Source organism: Flavobacterium aquariorum (assembly GCF_003254745.1).
Lineage (GTDB): Bacteria > Bacteroidota > Bacteroidia > Flavobacteriales > Flavobacteriaceae > Flavobacterium > Flavobacterium aquariorum.
In genome coordinates, this window is the sequence record NZ_QKXH01000001.1 from 483,446 (window position 1) to 504,492 (window position 21,047).

General features: G+C 35.8%; 22 protein-coding genes. 7 read left to right on the plus strand and 15 right to left on the minus strand.

Annotation, left to right across the window (positions count from 1 at the left end; all coding sequences use genetic code 11):
* Positions 1–209: 209 nt before the first annotated feature.
* The 9 genes from DOS84_RS02130 to DOS84_RS02170 all read right to left on the minus strand — a co-directional run bounded on the left by DOS84_RS02130 (position 210) and on the right by DOS84_RS02170 (position 7,531).
* Positions 210–692, minus strand: a complete 483-nt coding sequence (locus DOS84_RS02130; RefSeq protein ID WP_111408451.1) for a YybH family protein — start codon at positions 690–692, stop codon at positions 210–212.
* A gap of 197 nt (positions 693–889) precedes the next feature.
* Positions 890–1,012 (minus strand): FeoB-associated Cys-rich membrane protein, encoded by a 123-nt coding sequence (locus DOS84_RS02135; protein WP_424320171.1) that lies wholly within the window; start codon positions 1,010–1,012, stop codon positions 890–892.
* Between the two features lie 7 nt (positions 1,013–1,019).
* Complete coding sequence (gene feoB, locus DOS84_RS02140) at positions 1,020–3,119, minus strand: ferrous iron transport protein B (RefSeq protein ID WP_111408453.1); 2,100 nt, start codon at positions 3,117–3,119, stop codon at positions 1,020–1,022.
* 2 nt (positions 3,120–3,121) lie between these two features.
* The gene (locus DOS84_RS02145; protein WP_111408454.1) at positions 3,122–3,358 is read right to left on the minus strand and encodes a FeoA family protein; all 237 of its coding nucleotides are present in this window, start codon (positions 3,356–3,358) and stop codon (positions 3,122–3,124) included.
* Positions 3,359–3,429: 71 nt separating this feature from the next.
* Positions 3,430–4,107: an SCO family protein gene (locus DOS84_RS02150; protein WP_111408455.1), complete on the minus strand. Its 678-nt coding sequence runs from the start codon at positions 4,105–4,107 to the stop codon at positions 3,430–3,432.
* A 204-nt stretch (positions 4,108–4,311) separates the two neighbouring features.
* Positions 4,312–5,262, minus strand: coding sequence for a DMT family transporter (locus tag DOS84_RS02155; RefSeq protein ID WP_111408456.1), 951 nt, complete (start codon positions 5,260–5,262; stop codon positions 4,312–4,314).
* Between the two features lies 1 nt (position 5,263).
* Positions 5,264–6,088 carry a Rossmann-fold NAD(P)-binding domain-containing protein gene (locus DOS84_RS02160; RefSeq protein ID WP_111408570.1) on the minus strand — a complete coding sequence of 275 codons (825 nt, stop codon included), beginning with the start codon at positions 6,086–6,088 and terminating at the stop codon, positions 5,264–5,266.
* Between the two features lie 20 nt (positions 6,089–6,108).
* Positions 6,109–6,558 (minus strand): GNAT family N-acetyltransferase, encoded by a 450-nt coding sequence (locus DOS84_RS02165; RefSeq protein WP_111408457.1) that lies wholly within the window; start codon positions 6,556–6,558, stop codon positions 6,109–6,111.
* Positions 6,559–6,640: 82 nt separating this feature from the next.
* Positions 6,641–7,531, minus strand: coding sequence for a LysR family transcriptional regulator (locus DOS84_RS02170; protein ID WP_111408458.1), 891 nt, complete (start codon positions 7,529–7,531; stop codon positions 6,641–6,643).
* 145 nt (positions 7,532–7,676) lie between these two features.
* On the opposite strand from DOS84_RS02170, the gene DOS84_RS02175 reads away from it, so the two are divergent.
* A complete protein-coding gene (locus DOS84_RS02175; RefSeq protein WP_111408571.1) occupies positions 7,677–8,072 on the plus strand; it encodes a rhodanese-like domain-containing protein in 396 nt (131 codons plus the stop codon).
* Between the two features lie 75 nt (positions 8,073–8,147).
* Here the strand turns inward: DOS84_RS02175 and DOS84_RS02180 are convergent, their stop codons facing one another.
* Genes DOS84_RS02180 through DOS84_RS02195 form a run of 4 tightly spaced genes read right to left on the minus strand, consistent with a single transcriptional unit; the run spans position 8,148 to position 12,983 of the window.
* The gene (locus DOS84_RS02180; RefSeq protein ID WP_111408459.1) at positions 8,148–8,678 is read right to left on the minus strand and encodes a GNAT family N-acetyltransferase; all 531 of its coding nucleotides are present in this window, start codon (positions 8,676–8,678) and stop codon (positions 8,148–8,150) included.
* A gap of 26 nt (positions 8,679–8,704) precedes the next feature.
* On the minus strand, positions 8,705–11,098 hold the full coding sequence (locus DOS84_RS02185) for a M28 family peptidase (protein ID WP_111408460.1): 2,394 nt from the start codon (positions 11,096–11,098) through the stop codon (positions 8,705–8,707).
* 11 nt (positions 11,099–11,109) lie between these two features.
* A complete protein-coding gene (locus tag DOS84_RS02190; RefSeq protein ID WP_111408461.1) occupies positions 11,110–11,457 on the minus strand; it encodes a DUF2116 family Zn-ribbon domain-containing protein in 348 nt (115 codons plus the stop codon).
* Entirely contained in the window at positions 11,454–12,983 is a 1,530-nt protein-coding gene (locus tag DOS84_RS02195; protein WP_111408462.1) for a bifunctional GNAT family N-acetyltransferase/carbon-nitrogen hydrolase family protein, read from the minus strand. The genes DOS84_RS02190 and DOS84_RS02195 overlap by 4 nt, the downstream gene beginning before the upstream one ends.
* Positions 12,984–13,560: 577 nt before the next feature.
* Between DOS84_RS02195 and DOS84_RS02200 the strand changes: the two genes are divergently transcribed.
* Complete coding sequence (locus tag DOS84_RS02200; protein WP_111408463.1) at positions 13,561–13,884, plus strand: single-stranded DNA-binding protein; 324 nt, start codon at positions 13,561–13,563, stop codon at positions 13,882–13,884.
* A 263-nt stretch (positions 13,885–14,147) separates the two neighbouring features.
* On the opposite strand, the gene DOS84_RS19040 is transcribed toward DOS84_RS02200, so the two are convergent.
* Positions 14,148–14,321: a hypothetical protein gene (locus DOS84_RS19040; protein WP_165830382.1), complete on the minus strand. Its 174-nt coding sequence runs from the start codon at positions 14,319–14,321 to the stop codon at positions 14,148–14,150.
* Positions 14,322–14,460: 139 nt separating this feature from the next.
* The gene (locus DOS84_RS02205; protein WP_111408464.1) at positions 14,461–14,976 is read right to left on the minus strand and encodes a ferritin; all 516 of its coding nucleotides are present in this window, start codon (positions 14,974–14,976) and stop codon (positions 14,461–14,463) included.
* Between the two features lie 253 nt (positions 14,977–15,229).
* Between DOS84_RS02205 and serS the strand changes: the two genes are divergently transcribed.
* From serS to mgtE, 5 genes are all read left to right on the plus strand, one after another.
* The gene (gene serS, locus DOS84_RS02210) at positions 15,230–16,501 is read left to right on the plus strand and encodes a serine--tRNA ligase (protein ID WP_111408465.1); all 1,272 of its coding nucleotides are present in this window, start codon (positions 15,230–15,232) and stop codon (positions 16,499–16,501) included.
* 97 nt (positions 16,502–16,598) lie between these two features.
* Positions 16,599–18,377 (plus strand): tetratricopeptide repeat protein, encoded by a 1,779-nt coding sequence (locus tag DOS84_RS02215; RefSeq protein WP_111408466.1) that lies wholly within the window; start codon positions 16,599–16,601, stop codon positions 18,375–18,377.
* Between the two features lie 117 nt (positions 18,378–18,494).
* Positions 18,495–18,806: a DUF4286 family protein gene (locus DOS84_RS02220; protein ID WP_111408467.1), complete on the plus strand. Its 312-nt coding sequence runs from the start codon at positions 18,495–18,497 to the stop codon at positions 18,804–18,806.
* Between the two features lie 78 nt (positions 18,807–18,884).
* The gene (rsmA, locus tag DOS84_RS02225) at positions 18,885–19,664 is read left to right on the plus strand and encodes a 16S rRNA (adenine(1518)-N(6)/adenine(1519)-N(6))-dimethyltransferase RsmA (protein WP_111408468.1); all 780 of its coding nucleotides are present in this window, start codon (positions 18,885–18,887) and stop codon (positions 19,662–19,664) included.
* A complete protein-coding gene (gene mgtE, locus DOS84_RS02230; RefSeq protein WP_111408469.1) occupies positions 19,654–21,003 on the plus strand; it encodes a magnesium transporter in 1,350 nt (449 codons plus the stop codon). The genes rsmA and mgtE overlap by 11 nt, the downstream gene beginning before the upstream one ends.
* The last annotated feature ends 44 nt before the right edge of the window (positions 21,004–21,047 follow it).

Here is a 21,047-nt window from a genome sequence, read left to right on the forward strand (position 1 = left end):
CAAAATTATTTTCAAATAGATTTTTCCTTAAAGGCGAGTATGCACCGTAGATACTGTAGAGATGAACTTCGATGCATCTTTACAAATATAATTAGCCGATTTTAAAATAGGATTTAGTTTATTAGATAAAAAAGTATAGCAGTATTAGACATAAAAAAAGGTTCTCAAATCAAATTTTTTGAGAACCTTTTTAGTGGGAGAGCCATTTATTAGTTTGGCAAATCTGAAGTGCTCATGTCTCTTAAGCTATAATATTTACCGTCTTTTTTAACGAATAATGTCATGTAATTTCCTGAATTAACAACGGTATTTGTAGAATCTAGTACTTTATAATAACCAATTTCAACGACTTGTTCGCCATCTTTTGAAGGAAACACTTCGGTGGTCGTAAATGAAATTTTTCTGCCCTTTGAAATACTATCAACATGGGATTTCAAATATTCAATTATTGCTTCTTTGCCTATTACTGGTTGGTTGTTTTGAGGAAAGGTAATGGCACCATCTGCAAAGTATCCTATTTCTTTTACTACGCCGGTATTATATGTGTCTGCAAATTCATTTTCCTTGGCTTGAATTTCTTTTTTGATTTGGTTAATGTCAATAGTGGCAGTTACTGGCTCTTCTTTTTTGCATGAAATTAATAATAACAATACGCTAGAAACAACTAATGCTTTACTAAACAATTTTTTCATAACAATCAGTTTTTAAATTTAGAAATAAGTTATTGAATATTAATGACATAAATTTAAGATAAAAAACGGAACGAAATGTGTTTATTGCCAGAAATTAGTAACTTTCTTTGAGTTGGGAAGCTATTCTGGGCTTGTTTTGATGTTTTTTTACTAAAAAAATAAATAAAGATATTTTTGAAGATTTAGGCTAACTCCAATTAACTGCAGCCACAATCACCACTACCGCAGTTTTTATTCGATTTTTTTTTGAAGAAAAATTTTCGAATCAAAAAACCAAGTGCGAGTATAAGGATCACAAAGGCTATTATTTCTTGAATCATAATTGTGCTATTTTAGGATTTGAAAAGCAATTAATGCTACTATATAAGCCAAAGAACTCATAAAAACAAGTTGACCAGCAGGCCATTTCCATGAGTTGGTTTCTTTTTTGGTAATGGCTAGAGTACTGGCGCATTGCATTGCAAAAGCATAAAACATTAGTAATGATATTCCAGAGGCAAAATTAAATATTTTTTCTCCTGTTACAGGATTTACTTCTTCGGCCATTTTGTTTTTTATGGTATTTTCATTGTCGGTTCCGCCCACACTGTATATGGTTGCCAAGGTCCCTACAAATACTTCTCTGGCAGCAAATGAACTGATGATAGCTATACCAATTTTCCAGTCGTAACCCAATGGTGAAATAACTGGTTCAATGCCTCTTCCCATTAACCCAATATAAGAGTTTTCCAGTTTTTGCGAAGCGACAGCATTATTGAATTCGGTTGTTGATAATGGATGTGCTTTTGTATTCTCCAATATTATTTCTTCGGCGTTTTTAAACTGTTTTCCGGGACCGTAAGAGGCCAAAAACCACAAGATAACGGATATTGCCAAAATGATTTTTCCGGCGCCAAAAACAAAGGCTTTTGTTTTTTCAATTACGTTGATGGCGACGTTCTTGAACATTGGCAATTTATAGTTTGGCATTTCTACCACAAAGAATGTTTTGCCTTTTACCTTTAGAATGATATTCAGGATATAAGCGGATAATATCGCCATTCCAAAACCAATAACATATAAAAGCATTAAAGTCAATCCCTGTACATTTAAAATTCCTAAAACATAAGTATCTGGAATGACAAGACCAATGATAATGGCATAAACAGGTAGCCTAGCCGAACAGGTGGTAAACGGTGTTACGAGTATGGTGATTAAACGTTCTTTCCAGTTTTCTATATTTCGGGTTGCCATAATTGCAGGAATGGCACAGGCTGTTCCAGAAATTAATGGTACCACACTTTTACCGGATAGTCCAAATCGGCGCATGATTTTGTCCATCAAGAACACCACACGACTCATGTAACCACTCTCTTCAAGTATGGAAATAAATAAAAACAAAAAAGCAATTTGTGGAATGAAAATTAAAATACCACCAATTCCGGGGATTATTCCTTGTGAAATCAAATCGGTCAGCATTCCTGAGGGCAAATGTTCACTCGCCAATGTACTTAAAGTGGCAAAAGTGCTGTCGATAAAATCCATAGGTATTTTGGACCACTGAAAAATAGACTGAAAAATAACAAATAAAATAACGAAGAAAATTACATACCCCCATATTTTATGAGTAAGTATACGATCTAATTTGCTTCGAAAGTCCTTGGCAATACTAGAGTCAATTTTTAAGCCCTCTTTTAAAACATCATTGATGAACTGATACCGTTTGATGGTTTCTTTTTGTTGTAACCGTTTTAAATCCGAATGCGATTTGGTAAAAGAGCTTCGAATTTCATTACGTTCCAAATTCAAAAAGTTGACATCCTGAGTTATAACCAACCATAATTTATACAACAACTGATTGGGAAATGCATGTCGAAGGCTGTTAAAATATTCTACATCAATACTCGATGCATTCAAGCAAGGTTCTGAAGAAATGGTTTTGTAACTAACGATTAAATTTTTTAACTCTTCAATTCCATACCCTTTTCTAGAGCTAATCAGTGCAATTTTGGTTTTTAAATGTTCTTCAAGATAAGGAATATTAAGACTGATGCCTTTGTGCTCCATTCTATCGGCCATGTTAATGACCAAAATGGTTGGAATTTCAAGGTCTTTTATTTGGGTATAAAGGAGTAAATTTCGTTTCAGATTCTCCACATCGGTAACCACAAGGGCCACGTCTGGATAAAGGCGGTCATTTTTGTTAAGCAAAAGTTCGATAACAACACTTTCATCTATGGAGCTCGCATTCAGACTATAAGTTCCGGGTAAATCAAGAATATTTGCTTTGATATTGTTGGGCAGTTTGCAAAAACCCATCTTTTTTTCAACAGTAATTCCTGGATAGTTTCCCACTTGCTGATTCAATCCTGTAAGTTGGTTAAAAACGGAAGTTTTCCCTACGTTTGGATTTCCAATTAATGCAACGTTGATGTTTTTTAAACTCATTTTTATTTGTTTTTAATGAGTTCTACTTCAATTTGTTTTGCGGTTTCAATGCGAATGGCAAGATGAGAACCGTTAATATTCAAATACAAAGGATCTCCAAAGGGTGCAATTTGAAGCAATTCGACTTCATTGCCCGGCAAGCATCCCATTTCTAACAGTTTTAATGGTATCACATCGATATCAAAATCCAGTATAATGGCTTTTTGGCCTTTTTTGAGAGAATGTATCGTTGTTTGCAAAGCTTATTTAGATTGAATTAAGATTGCAAAAATACATTTTTTATTATAATTACAGCTGATAATTATCAGTTTTACTCATTTTTTTCATTGGAACAAAGCCAATTAATATCGTCGATTAATCGCTGAATGTCTTCTTTCTTGGTTCCGTCATAAAAACCGCGGACACGTCTTTTTTGATCTACCAAAACAAAATTTTCGGTGTGTACCATATCATACAATTGTTCTGGTTTTCCAAGTTTTACAGCCAAGTAAGATTTTCTGGCCATAGTATAAATTTCTTTTTTGTTGCCAGTTACCAGATTCCACTTTCCGTCAATGACACCATACTTTTTAGCATAAGCCTTTAAAGCAGGGACACTGTCGGTTTCAGGAAAAACGGTATGTGAAAGCAACATTACTTTTGGATTGTTTTGGATTGCTTTCTGTACATCGACTAAGTTGGTGGTCATTTTTGGACAAATTGAACCACAAGTGGTAAAGAAAAAATCGGCTACATATACTTTGCCTTCATAATCTTTTTGAGTAATGGTTTTTCCGTTTTGGTTCACAAAAGAAAAATTAGCAATCGTGTGGTATTTACTGATGTATTGTACTGTACTGTCTACCAGTTCCGGGTTTACATCGGCTGGATTATAGATTGGCAATGTTTTACTTGGTTTCAAAGCCGAATAAAACAAGTAAAGCGTTATGATGGAAAAAATTAATACAACACCAATATAGACTCTGTATTTTTTTAGAATAGATAACATAAAATTAATTTGGTGCAAAAATAAAGAAAAATACAACCATATCGTAAGTATGGAATTTAGTTATTTCTTCAGAAAAAATATTTAAAATTTGATTGCCAGGAATTACTTTACATTTTTATAAGAAGAAAATTTTTTCATCACGTTTTCAAATGAATTAAGATTGCATTAAAATCTTACAATTGTTTGGCTTTTAATCTTTTTACTCTAATGGACTTCTATTATTACTTCACTTTTGTTTTTCTTTTTTCGCATTGCATAATTAATCAGATACAATCCAATTAACGTTATGCTACCGCCAAAGATTATTGCTGTGGTTAATGGTTCCCCAAAAATAAAAGCGCCCAAAATTACTGCAACTATTGGGTTTACGTAAGCATAGACGCTGCTCAGTTCGGTTGGAAGTTTTTGTAAGGCATAAATAAAAGCGATAAAAGTCAGGACAGAACCGACGATTACCAAATAAGCAATCGATAACCAAGAATTAATTGGAATTTCCGAAAGCGGAATGCTTGCTCCAGTAGCTCCAACAAATGAAAAAAGAAAAATACTGGAAATAAACATTTGTAACCCCAAGCTGAAATATGGATTGAAACTCGCCGCTTTTTTCTTGGTATATAAAGTGCCAAAGGCCCAAGTAATTGTTGCCGCTATCGAAAGAATTATTCCAAATTGAAAGTCGGGTTGTAAAAAGTCGAGCAAGTGCTCATAAAAAATAACGCAAACTCCTCCAAAACAAACTAAAATTCCCAGAATTGCCAATCTGGTAACTCTTTCGCCTTTAAAAATACTGATGAATACAATCCACAAAGGAACCATAGCTCCAATTATAGCCCCCAAGCCACTGCTGATATATTTCACGCCCCACGTGCTGAGTCCATTGCTAAAAACAAAATTAAGTAAACTTAGAATAATGATAGTTTTCCATTGCTTTCCTTTGGGCCAAGGTGTTTTTTTGAATAAGAAAAAGGCAAGATATAAAGAACCTCCAATAAATTGTCTAATGCCAGCGAGCTGTAATGCTGGCATGTGTTTAACCCCTTCTTTCGATGCCAACCACGTGGTACCCCAAAAAAAACTCACCCAACACAAAGCTAAAACGGGTAATCCGATGGCATTGATTCTAGACTTAAAAGCGGTTTGTATTTTTGTTCTCAACTTACAAATTGGTTTTAATGAAGGAATAACCCAAAACGTTTTCTACTTTATCGCTCAAAACCAGCTTTCCAGTTGAAGGTTTCGAGTGGTCAAATTGTGGCAAAGGTAAAGCTAATTCGGTTGCTTTTTGAGTATAATAGGTTTCTCTTTCGGGATGAAAAGGACTCACACCATTGTAAATTTCGTTCCAAGAACCACTAGCTATTATTTTAAGAATAATACCAACAGAATCGTCCTGATGGATAAAATTAATGGGAGTTTCTGGATTTTCTAAGTTTTGTTTTCCTGCCAAAAATTTTATCGGATTTCGGTCTTCACCAATGAGTCCGCCAAAACGGAGAATCGTACTTTTGAAGTTGAGATTATTCTGCAAAAGCGATTCCGCTTCCAGTAATTGTTTGCCACTTTCAGTATCTGGTTTTGGAACAGTTTCTTCGGATATCTTTCCATTGATTTCGCCATAAACGGAAGTCGAGCTTACAAAAAGTACATTCTCAATCGTCGATTTTTCCAGATACGGAATCAAAGTTTTTATTTTTTCAACAAATACCTTTTCATTCGAAGTTGAAGTTTCAGCGTTTTTTCCTCTCAATTGAGGCGGAATATCAATAACCAAAGTTTCACTTCCGTTGAGAAAGTCTTCGATTGCACCCGTTATATTTTTGCTGTTAAGCGCAATCAAAAAAGGATCAATGCTCAACGATTTTAATGTAGAAAGTTTACCTTCGGATGTAGTTGAGCCTTTCACGGAAAATCCATTTATTAGTAAGGCTTTCGCCAAAGGCAAACCCAACCAGCCACAGCCCAATATGCTTATTTGTCTCATTTTATATTTTTTATAACCCATTATAATTCCAGAAAAAAACGTACTTTATCTTTCCCTGTCCCACCAATGCGATGGTAAAATTTGATAGCCTTTTCATTGAATTTAGGAGTGTGCCATTGTATGTTGATGCACTTTTTATCCTTTGCAATCTGTTTTAATTTTTCGATTATGGCCTCACCAATTCGAAAACCGCGAATCTCTTCTTCGAGATACAAACAATCCATATACATAAAAGAGGCGGCATCCCAAGTTGAAAAATCAAAAGTATAACTCGCATATCCAACGATTGTTTCATTGGCTTCAACAACCAAACAAAATAATTTGGGTTGTTCACCAAACAAGGCGTTTTTAAGTCCGTCTTCTTTTCCGATAGGATCAAAAGGGGCTCGTTCATAGTCTGCGTGTTTTTGACACAAATCAACCACTGCATATACATCTTTTGGTTGGCAATCTCTTATTAAATACTTCATATGTAGATAATATTTGTTTTTTGAAGGAATATGGTATCGCTAGATCTTCATCGCTATTGTGACAAATGTTGTCATGGCGATTTCATTGCAGATTGATTTCGGTTTGTAAAAAGCCAATAAAATGGTTGAAATAATCTGGATATTGTTTTTCGGCTCTAATGGCTATAAAATGTTTTCTTTTTAGCCCGCTTTTGCCAATTTTTATAGCTTTGATAGGGCTACTTTTTAAATAAGGTTGTAACGCCCATTTTGCCATTGACATCACGCCCATATCAGCTTTGACCATTTCGATAGAAGCTTCGGTGAGCGGTAATGGAGTTACTTTTTTCGGAGTTATTTGGGCTGGAGCCAAAACCATTTGATGAATGGTAACCGTTTCCATCGGCAAGGAATGGATGATTAAATGCTCATTTGCAAAATCTTCGGCAACTACATATTTTTTATTGGCCCAAGGATGATTTTCAGAAACGGCCATAACCACTTCATCCTGAAAAAGCTCCAGATATTTTATTCTGTCATCTTTGATTTGATCACTGACTATTCCAATGTCGATTACATTATCCAGTAATTTTTGTAAAGGATAATGGGTGGCTTCGGTAACAATCTTCAATTCAACATTAGGATATAAATGGTGGAATTGCTTCAAAACAGAGGGCAACCAATGGTAACTGGAAAAGCATTCGGTACTGATACGGATTTCTCCAAATTCCCCGAAAACCATTTCTTTTATTTGGAGCTCTGTTTCCGAAAGTTTGTCGAGAATCTCATTTGCAATTTCATATAATTTCTCGCCCGCTTTGGTCAGAACCAGTCTTTTGTTCGTTCTCAAAAACAGCTGTGTACCCAATTGGTATTCGGCTTCTTTGAGCTGATGACTCAAGGCTGATTGTGTCAAATGCAGTTTGTCAATCGCTTTTGTAATGCTCCCTTCTTCGACAATTGCTTTGATCAATCTTAGATGTCTGATTTCCATTTTCGAAAATTATTTGCACAAAGGAACAAAATTTATAATTGGATTTGTATGAAAAGAATTCATCTATTCCATGAATTCTTTTCGTTTTTATGGTAAATTTAGTTGTTCTAATTTTGGATCATTAATCAATCTAAAAGCAATATTAATGGAAGCACAAATAAAACATTATGAAAACAAATTGGCATTCGAAATGGATCCGTCCGATTTGTTTGACGCCTTAAATAATGGAGAAAAAGTAATCGCTATTGATGCCCGAAAAGTATTTGGATTTGAGGCAGAACATATTCCAAACGCGATCAATATTCCGCATCGCGAAATGAGTCCGGAAACTACTGCTCACTTGGACAAGGAAGTATTGTATGTAACTTATTGTGATGGAATAGGCTGTAATGCTTCCACAAAAGGTGCTTTGAATATGACCAAGTTAGGATTTAAAGTAAAAGAATTAATAGGCGGAATCGAGTGGTGGAAATTTGACGGATATGCTACCGAGGGAGCTAAGGGGAATAAAGATGGAGCGAAATTTGAATGTGCTTGTTGATGGGATAAGATTTTCAAATTCTTTAAGGTCATAATTTATGACCTTAAAGATAATCCATTCAGTATGCAATATGTTTTAAATCCAATCTTCTTTTCGAATATGATACTCAAAGTAAGGGACTTCGCTATTGTTAAAATCTACAATACCTATTTTAGTTGCACCAATTTTTGCAATAGCTTTTTGAGATATAATATTTGTTTCACCAATATGAAAAAGTATCGTATTAATGTATTGGAATGCATAATTAATCAGTAATTTTTTCATCGCTTTGTTATGGCCGGTACCCCAGTATTTTTTGGCTAAAAAAGTATAACCAATGGCAATAGCAGAATTTGTAGTGTCCAAATTATAAAAACGAGTACTTCCTATTAACTCATTAGTTGCGACATCATAAACTAGAAATGCACTTTTGGATGCTTGAGCACTATCCAAAAAAAACTGAAACTCTTCCCTTTTATAACGGTTTTTTGATGGGTGATTCTCCCATATTTCTGGGTCAGATGCTACTTTGTATAACATTTCAAGATCACTTTCTTGGAGCGGTATCAATTTTATTTGATCGTTTTCAAGCGTTTCAGGCTGTAAATTAAAATCTAAATTTGACATAATTGATTTGCTTTTCTTAATACTATTTATTTAACCCTCAAGGTATCTTTTACCACCTTTAAACTATCCGTAACTACAGGTTGCACTGCGACAGGATTCACAACAGGCGCAACGAATTTTTGATGTCGTTTTATTTTTTGGGTAATGATTACCGCATCATTCAATACAAAAGGTGTTGGCATCATCCAGCTTTCTCTTGGAGTCATCGCAAATAGTGGATTTACCATTAAATCAAAAGAACTTTCCATTACATCCATATCGAGAACAGTCGCTCGGTTCACCGTGAATTGCAGTATAAGTGGTTCGTTATTTACGACATAATAACTCAACAGTTTTTTGCCGTTTCTTTCCAATTCCGGTCCTTGCTGACCCAAAGTACTCACACCATTGGCTTTGAAATTGTAAAAAGTCATGATTTCATTGGCAAAAATATCATAGCGATTGACCTTTCGGTTTGGGGTAATTTGTATTTTTAAATATCTTTTGACACCTACCACGCTGTCTTGCAGAAAAGTAATCGTTGGTTTGGGAATCCCTTTGTTTGGCGCTTCTGCTGCATATGTGAACTCCGAATTGTACTTGCTGACTAACTTTAAATTATTGAAGATTTTTGCTCCTTTCGGTTTTTCTCCTAAATAAGCTTTCGTCCAGGAATCCAGATTGGTATCATAAGTTAACCAATAAGCTTTATTGTTATTTGCATTATAGAGATATACCAAACTGTTGGATTTGGCTTCACCCAATTCATAACCTGAGTGGTATTGCGCTTTCGCTAAAAATAAAACCGACGTAAAAAAGAATAATAATGACCAAGTTCCTTTTTTGGCGAAAGCTCCAAAAACAGGCAACAATAATCCAAACGCCAAAACAGTCAGAATAGCACTTCCGAATAGCACTTTCAATCCCAAACCTACGGGAAACATTTGAATAAACGGAGCAACAATCAATAAGGTGGGAATTCCACAAATGATGTTTACAATCCAATTTGATCTTTGGCTAAACACAAAAACCGCGAACGCAATCAGTCCAAAATAGACAGGAATAATCAAGAATCCAGCACCGCGCAAGCTATTCGCAAGGAATCCATTGAGTACAATCCAAAATAAAAGCGGAATGACATAGTGGTTCATTGTCACTTTTGGTTTGGAAGCTATTTGATAAAAGAAGAAGCAGATCGAAAGACTCATCAATACAAAGGCTGCAATATAATCGTGTCCGTTGTAGGTAAATCCGTTGAGTAAATCATTGTATTGCGGATTCAACAGCAGCAATCCTTTCCATCCATAATAAGTGATTAATCCCGTAAAAATCAAAGAACCCAAAAACGGGAAAAACCCTTTCATAATGTCGTTCAGCTTTAGCATTCTTTTGGCTTTACCCAAAAACACCAAAATGATTAACAAACCAGCAGCAATCAATGTCATTGGAACAACCCAATCAAAAGGATAACTGATAAACGTAAATGGAATCGTGAAATAAACATCGTCTGTAGTTGATGCCGTAGCATTCAAATCAGCATTCGAGAAATAATTCAGTAACGGCATCAAGTACGAACCTTGGTGTTTCAAGGTGTTTTTGTCCAAATGCGCCACATCATCCTGAGCGGTGTGGTAATTGAAATGGTCATCAATAAAAGCAAAATTAAATCCTTGAATATTGCCTTGCTCTCTAAAAACGGTTAAGTCGGTGTCATTCGGCAACATTTTGTAAATACTGTACATCAATGAATTCGAAACAGGATAAGTAGCATCTGCTTTTGCAAATTCTTTGACCAAACCAGCATTTCCTTTGTTGGTTTCCATCAGCATATAACTCGGTCCCGATGAACCGCGGGCTTCGAAATTTAAAACCAATCCTATTTCTTTAGCCCATTGGTGTTGGGTAACAAAAAGTGCGGCGCCGTTCAAACCTAATTCTTCTGCATCCGTAAATAGAATGATAATGTCGTTTTGGTGTTTGGTTCTCGCATTCAAAAAAGCGCGAACACCTTCTAGTATCGTTGCCACACCCGAAGCATCATCGCTGGCTCCGTGTGAAAAAGAATGCGGTGCACTGTCATAATGCGAGAGTAGGAGCAATGCTTTGGTATTTTTAGTCCCTTTAATACGACACAAAATATTTTTGGATTTAACCAAATTACCCCAGTCGCTCAACGTAAAACCTTCCTGAACCGTTGTTTCCAATCCTAGTTTTTGAAGCTCTTTGATGATATAATTGGCAACAACCTCGTGGTTTTTTGTGCCCACATAATGGGGTTGTTTTGCTATAGCATTAATATGTTCCAAAGCTCTGCTCGTCGAAAACTCCGTTACTTTCTTGTCCTCGTCAGGTGACCACGAAGGCATTAAGGAAGCGAATAAAAATCCCAAAATTCCTAGGATGATGACAATAGTTATAATGGAGGAATAATTCTTTTTCATAATTGGGGGTATTAAATATCTTTTTTAACTAACATGTAATAATCATTGTCCAAAACCATGTAGCCTTGATCATACAGGAAATAGTAGGTATTTCCCGTTTTGGTATTCAAAACATTGGTAAAAAACTCAAAATCAAAACCCTTACTCATCAACTTGGCTCGGGTTGTTTTGGATTTTCCATCAACATTCAGTTCCGACAAAATTCGGTAATTTTTACGCAATTTGTTGTTGATATTGCGCATATAATTCGTACTATCCTTATTTATTTTGTTGTTGTAGGCATTTCGGCAACCGTCGCTGCAGAATTTTTTGTCTTCTCGACCTACAATGGGATCTCCACATTCAAGGCAGGTTTTCATGGTTCTATCTTTTTTATTTGATACAAATCGGTTCTTCGGTCTTTCAGGATTCTCACACTTCCGTGTTCGTGTAATTCTTTCAGCAATCGCAAATCGACATCGACAATCAAGGTCATTTCGGTATTTGGAGTAGCTTCGGCTTTGATGCCATTACTCGGAAAAGCAAAATCCGAAGGCGTAAAAACTGCTGCTTGTGCATATTGAATATCCATATTATTTACTTTGGGCAAATTCCCGACACAGCCTGTAATGGCAACATAACATTCGTTTTCTATCGCTCGGGCCTGCGCACAATGTTTCACCCGAGTGTAAGCGTTTTGAGTATCGGTCAGGAAAGGTACAAACAGGATATTCATTCCTTCATCGGCCATAATTCTTGAAACTTCTGGAAACTCCACATCATAGCAAATCATAATCCCAATTTTACCGCAATCGGTATCAAAAGTCTTGATTTCAGACCCACCTTTCATTCCCCAATGTTGTGTTTCGTTTGGAGTTATATGAATTTTGGTATACATTTCTGAAGTTCCATCTCTTTTGCACAGAAATCCCACATTGTATAAATTTCCATTTTCCAAATACGGCATACTGCCCGATATGATATTGATATTATATGAAATGGCCAATTCCTGAAACCGTTTCCGAATGGGATCTGAATGTTTCGCTAATTCCCGAATCGCTTCTGCCTCGGTCAAATGATTGTAGTCGGCCATCAAAGGCGCAATGAACAATTCTGGAAAAACTGCAAAATCGCAACTGTAACCCGAAACTACATCAATAAAAAATTCTGATTGTTCGAATAAAGCTTCGAGGTTGCCCAAGGATCGCATTTGCCACTGAATTAATCCTAAACGGATAACATTTTTCTCCGTGTTTATTAATCTCGGACTTTCGTCAAAGTAGATATTGTTCCATTCCAGTAAAACTGCAAATTCCTTGGAATCTTCATCGCCGGCCAAATAGTTCTTCATGATTCGAAGCACGTGAAAATCATTACTCAGCTGAAATGAAAGTACCGGATCGTGCAATTGCTTGCTTTTCACTTTCTCAATGTATTTTTTGGGCGTTAGTTTGTCGGCATACTGACCATAACTCGGAATACGACCTGCAAAAACAATCCCTTTGAGGTTCAATTTTTCACACAATTCTTTTCGGGCATCATACAAACGCCTGCCCAAACGCAAACCGCGATAATTGGGATGAATAAAAACATCGATTCCGTATAATATTTCCCCATTCGGATTGTGAGTCGAAAACGAATAGTCAGCGATTATTTGTGAGTAATTATGCTTTTTATCGACCAGTTTTTCATCAACAATCAGGGACAAGGCGGAGCCCACCACTTTTCCATCGACAAGAATAACTAATTGCCCCTCTGGGAAAATACCCAGTAAGCGCTCAATATCATTAGCACGCCAATAGGAATCAGCCATTTCAGGATACGATTCCACCATCGAGTTTTTGAGTTGTTTGTAATCCTCAAAAGCTAAATTTCGCAATTCTACTTTTTTTATTTTGGCCTGCATAATGGAGAATTTTAGGTGATTAATTAGTTTAAAGAAACATCATTTTATTTTTTTGGAGCCAATCTTTGGGTTTTATTAGTGGGTATGGGTTCCTGCTGCCATTCCAATTCCCGTTGAAAAGCGGCGGATTTTCTCTTCCATCAGGGCTAATCAGAATTTATGGTTTTGTTTTTGAATCAAATAATTTCCTTTATAAATGAGCCGTATATTTAATGAATTGTACAGATTGTAACAGATTTTTCAATTTCTGACTATGAAAACTGTAATCATAGTAAGTGCTATAATTCTTATCAGCTTAAAATCCGTTTAATCCTTGTCAGCATTGACCTAATCTCAGTTGCCAAATCTGAAGTAATGCAATCTGTATTATTTGCCGATTCCCAAATATACTCAAAAATTCCCATTTACAAACGGTTACAAATAATTACAACCGAAAGTAAATAGTTAACAACCGAATAACTTTTGCAGTCGTCGCATCTTTGCCATGTCGAAATGAAACAAATGCATATCAATAACAATAGCAAATGTCAATTTCAATAAAAATCATATACACACTAACATTCAAATTTTACACGCCATGAAAAACAGAGTACAATTAATCGGAAACGCAGGAAACGACCCAATCATCAAATCTTTTGAGGGAGGAAAAAAATTAGCCAATTTGACAATCGCTACAAACGACAGTTACAAAAATGACAAAGGGGAGCGGGTGGATCAAACCGAATGGCACACTGTAGTAGCCTGGGGAAAAACCGCTGAGATCATTGAGAAATTTGTAACTAAAGGCAAACAAATTGCCATAGACGGAAAGCTAACTCACAGAAGCTACGACGACAAGAACGGAGAAAAACGATATATCACTGAAGTGGTCGTAAACGAAATTATGCTCCTGGGGAAGTAGGTTACAGATTTTGCCGATAGTTTTGGAATAACACAATTAAATGTATTGAGTCTTGCTTCGCCACAGTATAATCATATTGACGGAGGAAGCATCTCCACAGGCATCTCCACAATCTGATAAAGATGAAATTTAATCAAAAAAAAGAGTCTCACTGTATGTCGAGACTCTTTTTCATTACTATAATTAACTATTGCGACGGTTCATTATAAACCAACAAGGGATTTAAAAATGTTTATTTATGCAATTCTATCTGTCAACTAGAATTAGGCTGTTTTTTTTAACAAATCAAACATGGGACAACGGCTGCAGCGTTTTTTCTCACTTTTCATGTATTTTTCGCAACAACTAGACTTACAGTTCTCTGCCACTTTTATTTTTTTAAGGAGTTCTTTTTTTTTGTCCTTTTTATTTTTCTTCTCTTTTTCTTTCTTGCTCACCGTGTAAGGAATTAAAAACAAGGCAAATATATATTATTTTTATCTGTTCTAAATAAACTTTAACATTTTTTGGAGCAAAAAAATCCCCAAAATGCAATTCAAGCATTTTGGGGATATTATTTATGAAGGTTTCTCTTAATTATTTGGTTGTGGCTGCTGCACTTGCTATTGCCATTTGTTGAATATCACGGTCAAAAAGATACAATCCGCCTTTGTCGTCACCGATAAGGTTGATTTTGTCCAAAATGTTTTTGGCTGTTGCTTCTTCTTCAATTTGTTCGGCTACATACCATTGCAAGAAATTATGGGTAGCATAATCTTTTTCTTCAAATGTTATGTGAACCAGTTTATTAATCGATTCCGAAACAAAAACTTCATGTTTGTAAAGTTCTTCAAACATTCCTTTGAAAGTCTCGTAAGTCGTTTTTGGTGCTTTCAAGTCGGTAACTTGAGCATGTCCACCTCGTTCGTTAACATACTTGATTAACTTGAGCATGTGTAAACGCTCCTCATCAGATTGGGCGTACATAAATCGTGCAATTCCCTCCAGACCATTTACTTCTGCCCAACAAGCCATTGATAGATAGGTTTGAGAAGATTCTGCCTCGATACGAATTTGTTTGTTCAGCGCGGTTTCGATATTTTTTAACAACATGATTTCTAGTTTTTAGTAAAATTAGAAAAAAAATAGTTTAATGTTGTTCTTTTTAAGCCAAAAAAGAAAGAATTCATTTCAATTTAGAATCTTTAAAAGCGCTTTAAAACGGGAATAAAATGGTTAAAGGAGTCATTCTTTTGTCAAAATTGTGCGACAGAAGCTAAAATGAAAACACAAAACAAACTTTGTCTCGTTCTTAATAAACATTTCCCTAAATTTGCTGTCATTATTTAGTTATAAAAATACAACTATGTTACAAATCGCATTTATTAGAGAGAATCAAGAGAAAGTAATCAACGCTTTGGCCAAAAGAAATATGGATGCCAAAGGGATCGTTGAAGAAGTGGTACAATTGGATGAAAAACGTCGTGCAACTCAAGTGGAGTTAGACAACACTTTATCCGAATCTAATAAATTATCCAAAGACATTGGCGATTTGATGAAAGCAGGGGAGAAGTCGAAAGCGGCTATTCTTAAAGAAAAAACAGTTTTGTTAAAAGAGAAAAGCAAAGCATTGGCCGAAAGTGCTGTTGCCATTGCCAATGAACTAACAGAAAAATTATATACATTACCCAATCTTCCTGCCGATATTGTTCCTGTTGGAAAAACTCCAGAAGAAAACGTAAATGTTTTTCAGGAAGGTGATATTCCGGTATTGCACGAAGGAGCGCAACCACACTGGGAATTGGTAAAAAAATACGACATTATCGATTTTGAATTGGGAGTAAAGATAACCGGTGCCGGATTCCCTGTTTATAAAGGGAAAGGAGCTCGTTTGCAACGCGCTTTAATCAACTATTTTCTGGATAAAAACACTGAAGCTGGATACAAAGAAATGCAAGTGCCACATTTGGTAAACGAAGCATCTGCGTATGGAACCGGTCAATTACCAGACAAAGAAGGTCAAATGTATCACGATGCTACTGATGATTTGTATTTGATTCCTACAGCTGAGGTTCCTGTAACGAATATATTTAGAGACGTAATTTTAACAGAAAATGAATTGCCTGTTAAATATACAGGTTATACGCCTTGTTTCCGTCGAGAAGCTGGGTCTTACGGTGCGCATGTACGTGGTTTGAACCGTTTGCACCAATTTGATAAAGTGGAAATCGTTCGTGTAGAGCATCCCGATAATTCATATGCTGCACTTGACGGAATGGTAGAACACGTAAAAAGCATTTTGCAGGAGTTGAAATTGCCATATAGAATTTTGCGCCTTTGCGGAGGGGATATGGGTTTCACATCGGCTTTGACTTATGACTTTGAAGTATATTCTACAGCGCAAGAGCGTTGGTTGGAAATTTCATCTGTATCTAATTTTGAGACTTTCCAGGCCAATCGTTTGAAATTGCGTTTTAAGGATAAAGAAGGAAAAAACCAACTGGCACATACCCTTAACGGAAGTTCATTGGCTTTGCCAAGAGTCCTTGCCGGAATTTTGGAAAACTACCAAACTCCAGAAGGAATTGTGATTCCAGAAGTATTGCGTCCGTACTGTGGATTTGATATTATAGACTAAAAATTTACCATATAAGTCATTTAAGTTTATTGCAAATCTTATAAGACTTATATGGTTCATAAAAATTGATGTTTTACGAAACGAATTGCACTTAAAAATGAAAAAACTCTTTCTATATATTGTCCTGTTTTTTTCATTGGTTTGTTTTTCGCAAAACGAGCAATTGGCGCAGTATTATTATGACAAAGGGGATTTTGGAAAAGCTTTAGTCAGTTATCAGGAATTATCGGACGGTTTGCCAACGAACCCATTTTATTTTCAGCGAAAAATAGATTGTATGCAGCAATTGCTCCAATTTGAACCAGCTGAAAAAGCAATTCAGGAGCGACTGGCGAGGTACAAGCAAGCTACACTTTTGGTTGAATTGGGATACAATTTTCAATTGCAGAAAAATGATTCGAAAGCCAAAAAGTATTATGATGATGCAATAGACAAAATCAGGAAAAATCCAAATGAAGTTTACGGTGTTGCCAATTCTTTTGAAAAGAAAGTACTACTGGAATATGCTTTAAAATCCTATTTATTGGCCGGTGAATTGGTGCCAACTTTTGATTTTAAATATCAAACGGCCTTGTTGTATGGACAACTTGGAAATACGGACCAGATGATTTCCAATTTTTTGGATGAAGCGTTTGAGAATCCTCAATCGGCACTGATGATTCAAAATCAATTGACGCGTTATATGTCCACCGATGGAGATTCCAAGTTCAATGATAGCCTACGAAAAGCATTGATTATTCGGGTTCAAAAAAGCCAAGATATTTTTTGGAATCAGTTCTTGAGTTGGTTTTATATGCAACAAAAAGAGTTCGGTAAAGCCTTTATTCAGGAAAAAGCCATTTATAAGCGAAATCCGGAATCACTTTCCAGTATAATCAGTTTAGGGCAAATAGCCATTGAAGAAGGTGATAATGAGGTTGCCACAGAAGTCATGGATTATGTATTGCAAAACACTACCGATGTAGAATTGATTGTGCAAGCCCAAACTTATTTGTTGAAAATGAAAATGGATACGGCGCAAGAAAAGGATTATGCAGCTATCGATGCCCAATTTGACTTTTTGTTAAAGCAGTATGGTATATCTCCAGTTACCTTATCTTTGCAACTGAAACAGGCACATTTTGCGAGTTTCATAATGCAGAATCCTGCCGAAGGAAAAGCCATTTTAAAGCGAGCCATGGAAATGCAGCTTAATCAATTCGATCAGGCGCAATGTAAAATGGAGTTGGCTGATATTTTGCTTTCCGAAGAAAAGTTCAATCAAGCTCTGCTTTATTATTCTCAGATTCAGGAAAATTTGCAAAACAATGTATTGTCACACGAAGCAAGCTTGAAATCTGCTAAAACAAGTTATTTTAAAACCGATTTTGAATGGGCTTTGAAACAGTTCAAAGAACTGAAATCGGCCAGCACACAGTTAATTGCCAATGATGCTTTGGAGTATTTTCTGTTAATTAATGACAATACCGTTGCCGATTCAACTCAAACCGCTCTGAAGCAATTTGCCAAAGGTGATTATCTTTTGTACCAAAATAGAAATAGGGAAGCAATTGCCCAGTTTCAGTCGATTCTAAAAACCTTTAAAGGCCAGGAAATTGAAGGGGTAACTTTGTTGCGATTGGGAAGGTTATATGAAAAGTTAGGAGATTATACTTTAGCTTTGGCACAATATCAAGACATAATTGACCATCATAGTGATGGGATTTATATTGATGAAGCTTTGTATTTTTCGGCAGATATTTACAATAAGCAATTGCAACAACCCGATAAAGCGAAGTCTTTGTATGAGAAAATTATTTTCGGACATCAGGACAGTATTTATTTTGTAGATGCTAGAAAGAAATTCAGGGAATTAAGGGGAGATACCAATTTATAAAAGTGTAGAAGGTTTAGATAGTTTAAGAGTTTAGTTTCTGAACTTTGTCACAAACCACTAAACACTCTAACCTTTATAAACAGTCTAACCTTATATAAACAAGTTAATTAAAAAGGAATGATAATATACAACGTTACCACAAACATACACGAAAGTGTTCACGACCAATGGATGATCTGGATGCAACACAAACATATTCCTGAAATGTTGGCTTGTGGAAAATTTATTTCAGCACGTTTGGTCCGCGTTTTGGTAGAAGAAGAAATGGGAGGAGTTACCTATTCGGTTCAATATACAACAGACAGCAAGGAAACATTAGGAAGATATTACCAAGAAGATGCTCCTAAACTTAATGAAGAAGGAGTGAAATTGTTTGGCGATAAAATGCTGACTTTTAGAACCGAATTGCAAGTAATAAGTGAGCACTAATAGATTATTCGATTTTTAGATGGTTCGATAGTTCGAAAAATCTAACAATCTAATACTCGAAAAATCTAATAAAATAAAATGGAAAAAGTAACAGCCAAAAAACATCTCGGACAGCATTTCTTAAAAGACGAAAGCGTAGCGAAAGACATCGCCGATACTTTGAATTTAGAAGGTTATGAAGATGTATTGGAAATTGGACCCGGAATGGGAGTTTTGACCAAGTATTTATTGGAAAAACCAATCAATACTTTCGTTATTGAAATTGATACTGAATCGGTTGAATATTTAGGTGTGCATTATGATAAATTGAAAGACAGAATCATCTCAAAGGATTTTCTGAAATATGATATCAACGAAGTTTTTGCTGGAAAACAATTCGCCATAATTGGTAATTTCCCCTATAACATTTCGACCCAAATTGTTTTCAAAACGTTGGAATACCGCAATCAGATTCCCGAATTTGCAGGAATGTTCCAAAAAGAAGTAGCGGAGCGCATTTGTGAAAAAAAAGGAACTAAAGCGTATGGTATTTTGTCGGTATTGGTGCAGGCTTTTTATGATGCTGAGTATCTGTTTACCGTGGACGAAAATGTTTTCAATCCACCGCCAAAAGTAAAGTCGGGTGTATTGCGTTTGCGTAGGAAAGAAGACTTTAGTTTGCCTTGTGGGGAGAAATTGTTTTTTACTGTTGTAAAAACTGCTTTTCAACAAAGAAGAAAGACTTTGCGAAACAGCTTAAAAACCCTAAATTTGTCGGAGAGTTTGCGTGAAGACACGATTTTTAATCTTCGACCGGAGCAATTAGATTACAAAGAATTTATAGCATTGACCCAAAAAATAGAAGCCGATGGAGTTTAAAATCAGCAAAGAATTAATACAGGAATTAGAGCAACTCATTCAAAACAAAAACGACCAGCAGCTGGAAGTTTTATTGAATGATATGCACCATGCTGATATTGCCGAAATCCTGGATGAATTGGATTTTGACGAGGCTACTTATATTTTTAAGGTATTAGACAGTGAAAAAACTGCTGAAATCCTTCTCGAATTAGAAGACGATTTACGTGAGAATATTTTAAGCAGGCTTTCGCCAAAAGAGATTGCCGAAGAACTTGACGAATTGGAGACCAATGATGCTGCCGATATTATTGGGGAACTTTCTAAAGAAAAGAAAGAAGAAGTAATCTCCGAATTGCAAGACGTTGAACACGCCAAAGATATTGTCGATTTATTACGTTACAAAGAAGATACTGCGGGTGGTTTGATGCATAAAGAATTGGTAAAAGTCAATGAAAATTGGACTGTTTTTACCTGTATTAAGGAAATGCGTATTCAGGCCGAAAATATTTCCAGAGTGCATTCTATTTATGTAGTAGATGACGAAAATAAGCTTTTGGGACGATTATCACTCAAAGATTTGCTTACAACTTCGACTAAAACGCCCATTAGTGAAGTATACATCAAAAAATTAAACTCGGTTATGGTCGATACCGAAGATGTCGAGGTAGCCAGAATCATGCAAAAATACGATTTGGAAGCTATCCCGGTAACCGATGAGTTGGGAAGATTGGTAGGTCGAATTACCATTGACGATATCGTCGATGTAATCAAAGATGAAGCCGAAAAAGATTACCAATTGGCTGCGGGTATTACCAATGATGTAGAGTCCAGTGATACCGTTTTGGAGTTAATGAAAGCGCGATTACCTTGGCTTTTGATTGGAATGGTTATTGAAATTATAGCTTCAAAGGTACTTGAAGGAAATCAAACTTCAGTTCAGCAATATTTTACTTTAATGATTTTTGTTCCTTTGCTCTCTGCTACAGCGGGAAACATAGGTGTACAGGCATCGGCTATTGTGGTTCAAGGCTTGGCAAACGGAACCCTAAAACAATACAGTAGACAATACTTATCCAAGGAACTTTCGGTCGCTTTGATTTCAGGGACAATAATATCGTTGTTTTTGTTTTTGTACCATTCCTTAATGTATCAGCAATATTTAGTTGGATTTGCCATCTCTATTTCTATGTTGGTGGTAATATTGTTTGCGGCCACATTGGGAGTATTGGTGCCATTATTTTTGCATAAAAAGAAAATTGACCCAGCTATAGCCACAGGACCTTTTATCACTACCACAAATGATGTTTTTGGTATCATGATTTATTTTTGGATAGCCAGATTAATATTAGGATATTAGCTATCGATAGTTTATTAATTTAACAATTATCCCGAATTTATTTA

Bases quoted from the DNA above. Each gene is read 5' to 3' on its own strand.
- DOS84_RS02220 (WP_111408467.1), top strand. From the start codon at position 18,495: ATGATAATATACAACGTTACCACAAACATACACGAAAGTGTTCACGAC.
- DOS84_RS02185 (WP_111408460.1), bottom strand. From the start codon at position 11,098: ATGAAAAAGAATTATTCCTCCATTATAACTATTGTCATCATCCTAGGA.
- DOS84_RS02170 (WP_111408458.1), bottom strand. From the start codon at position 7,531: ATGGAAATCAGACATCTAAGATTGATCAAAGCAATTGTCGAAGAAGGG.
- DOS84_RS02215 (WP_111408466.1), top strand. From the start codon at position 16,599: ATGAAAAAACTCTTTCTATATATTGTCCTGTTTTTTTCATTGGTTTGT.
- DOS84_RS02135 (WP_424320171.1), bottom strand. From the start codon at position 1,012: ATGATTCAAGAAATAATAGCCTTTGTGATCCTTATACTCGCACTTGGT.
- DOS84_RS02180 (WP_111408459.1), bottom strand. From the start codon at position 8,678: ATGTCAAATTTAGATTTTAATTTACAGCCTGAAACGCTTGAAAACGAT.
- feoB (WP_111408453.1), bottom strand. From the start codon at position 3,119: ATGAGTTTAAAAAACATCAACGTTGCATTAATTGGAAATCCAAACGTA.
- DOS84_RS02130 (WP_111408451.1), bottom strand. From the start codon at position 692: ATGAAAAAATTGTTTAGTAAAGCATTAGTTGTTTCTAGCGTATTGTTA.
- DOS84_RS02165 (WP_111408457.1), bottom strand. From the start codon at position 6,558: ATGAAGTATTTAATAAGAGATTGCCAACCAAAAGATGTATATGCAGTG.
- DOS84_RS02195 (WP_111408462.1), bottom strand. From the start codon at position 12,983: ATGCAGGCCAAAATAAAAAAAGTAGAATTGCGAAATTTAGCTTTTGAG.
- DOS84_RS02160 (WP_111408570.1), bottom strand. From the start codon at position 6,088: ATGAGACAAATAAGCATATTGGGCTGTGGCTGGTTGGGTTTGCCTTTG.
- rsmA (WP_111408468.1), top strand. From the start codon at position 18,885: ATGGAAAAAGTAACAGCCAAAAAACATCTCGGACAGCATTTCTTAAAA.
- DOS84_RS02205 (WP_111408464.1), bottom strand. From the start codon at position 14,976: ATGTTGTTAAAAAATATCGAAACCGCGCTGAACAAACAAATTCGTATC.
- DOS84_RS02200 (WP_111408463.1), top strand. From the start codon at position 13,561: ATGAAAAACAGAGTACAATTAATCGGAAACGCAGGAAACGACCCAATC.
- DOS84_RS02175 (WP_111408571.1), top strand. From the start codon at position 7,677: ATGGAAGCACAAATAAAACATTATGAAAACAAATTGGCATTCGAAATG.
- serS (WP_111408465.1), top strand. From the start codon at position 15,230: ATGTTACAAATCGCATTTATTAGAGAGAATCAAGAGAAAGTAATCAAC.
- DOS84_RS02190 (WP_111408461.1), bottom strand. From the start codon at position 11,457: ATGAAAACCTGCCTTGAATGTGGAGATCCCATTGTAGGTCGAGAAGAC.
- mgtE (WP_111408469.1), top strand. From the start codon at position 19,654: ATGGAGTTTAAAATCAGCAAAGAATTAATACAGGAATTAGAGCAACTC.
- DOS84_RS02150 (WP_111408455.1), bottom strand. From the start codon at position 4,107: ATGTTATCTATTCTAAAAAAATACAGAGTCTATATTGGTGTTGTATTA.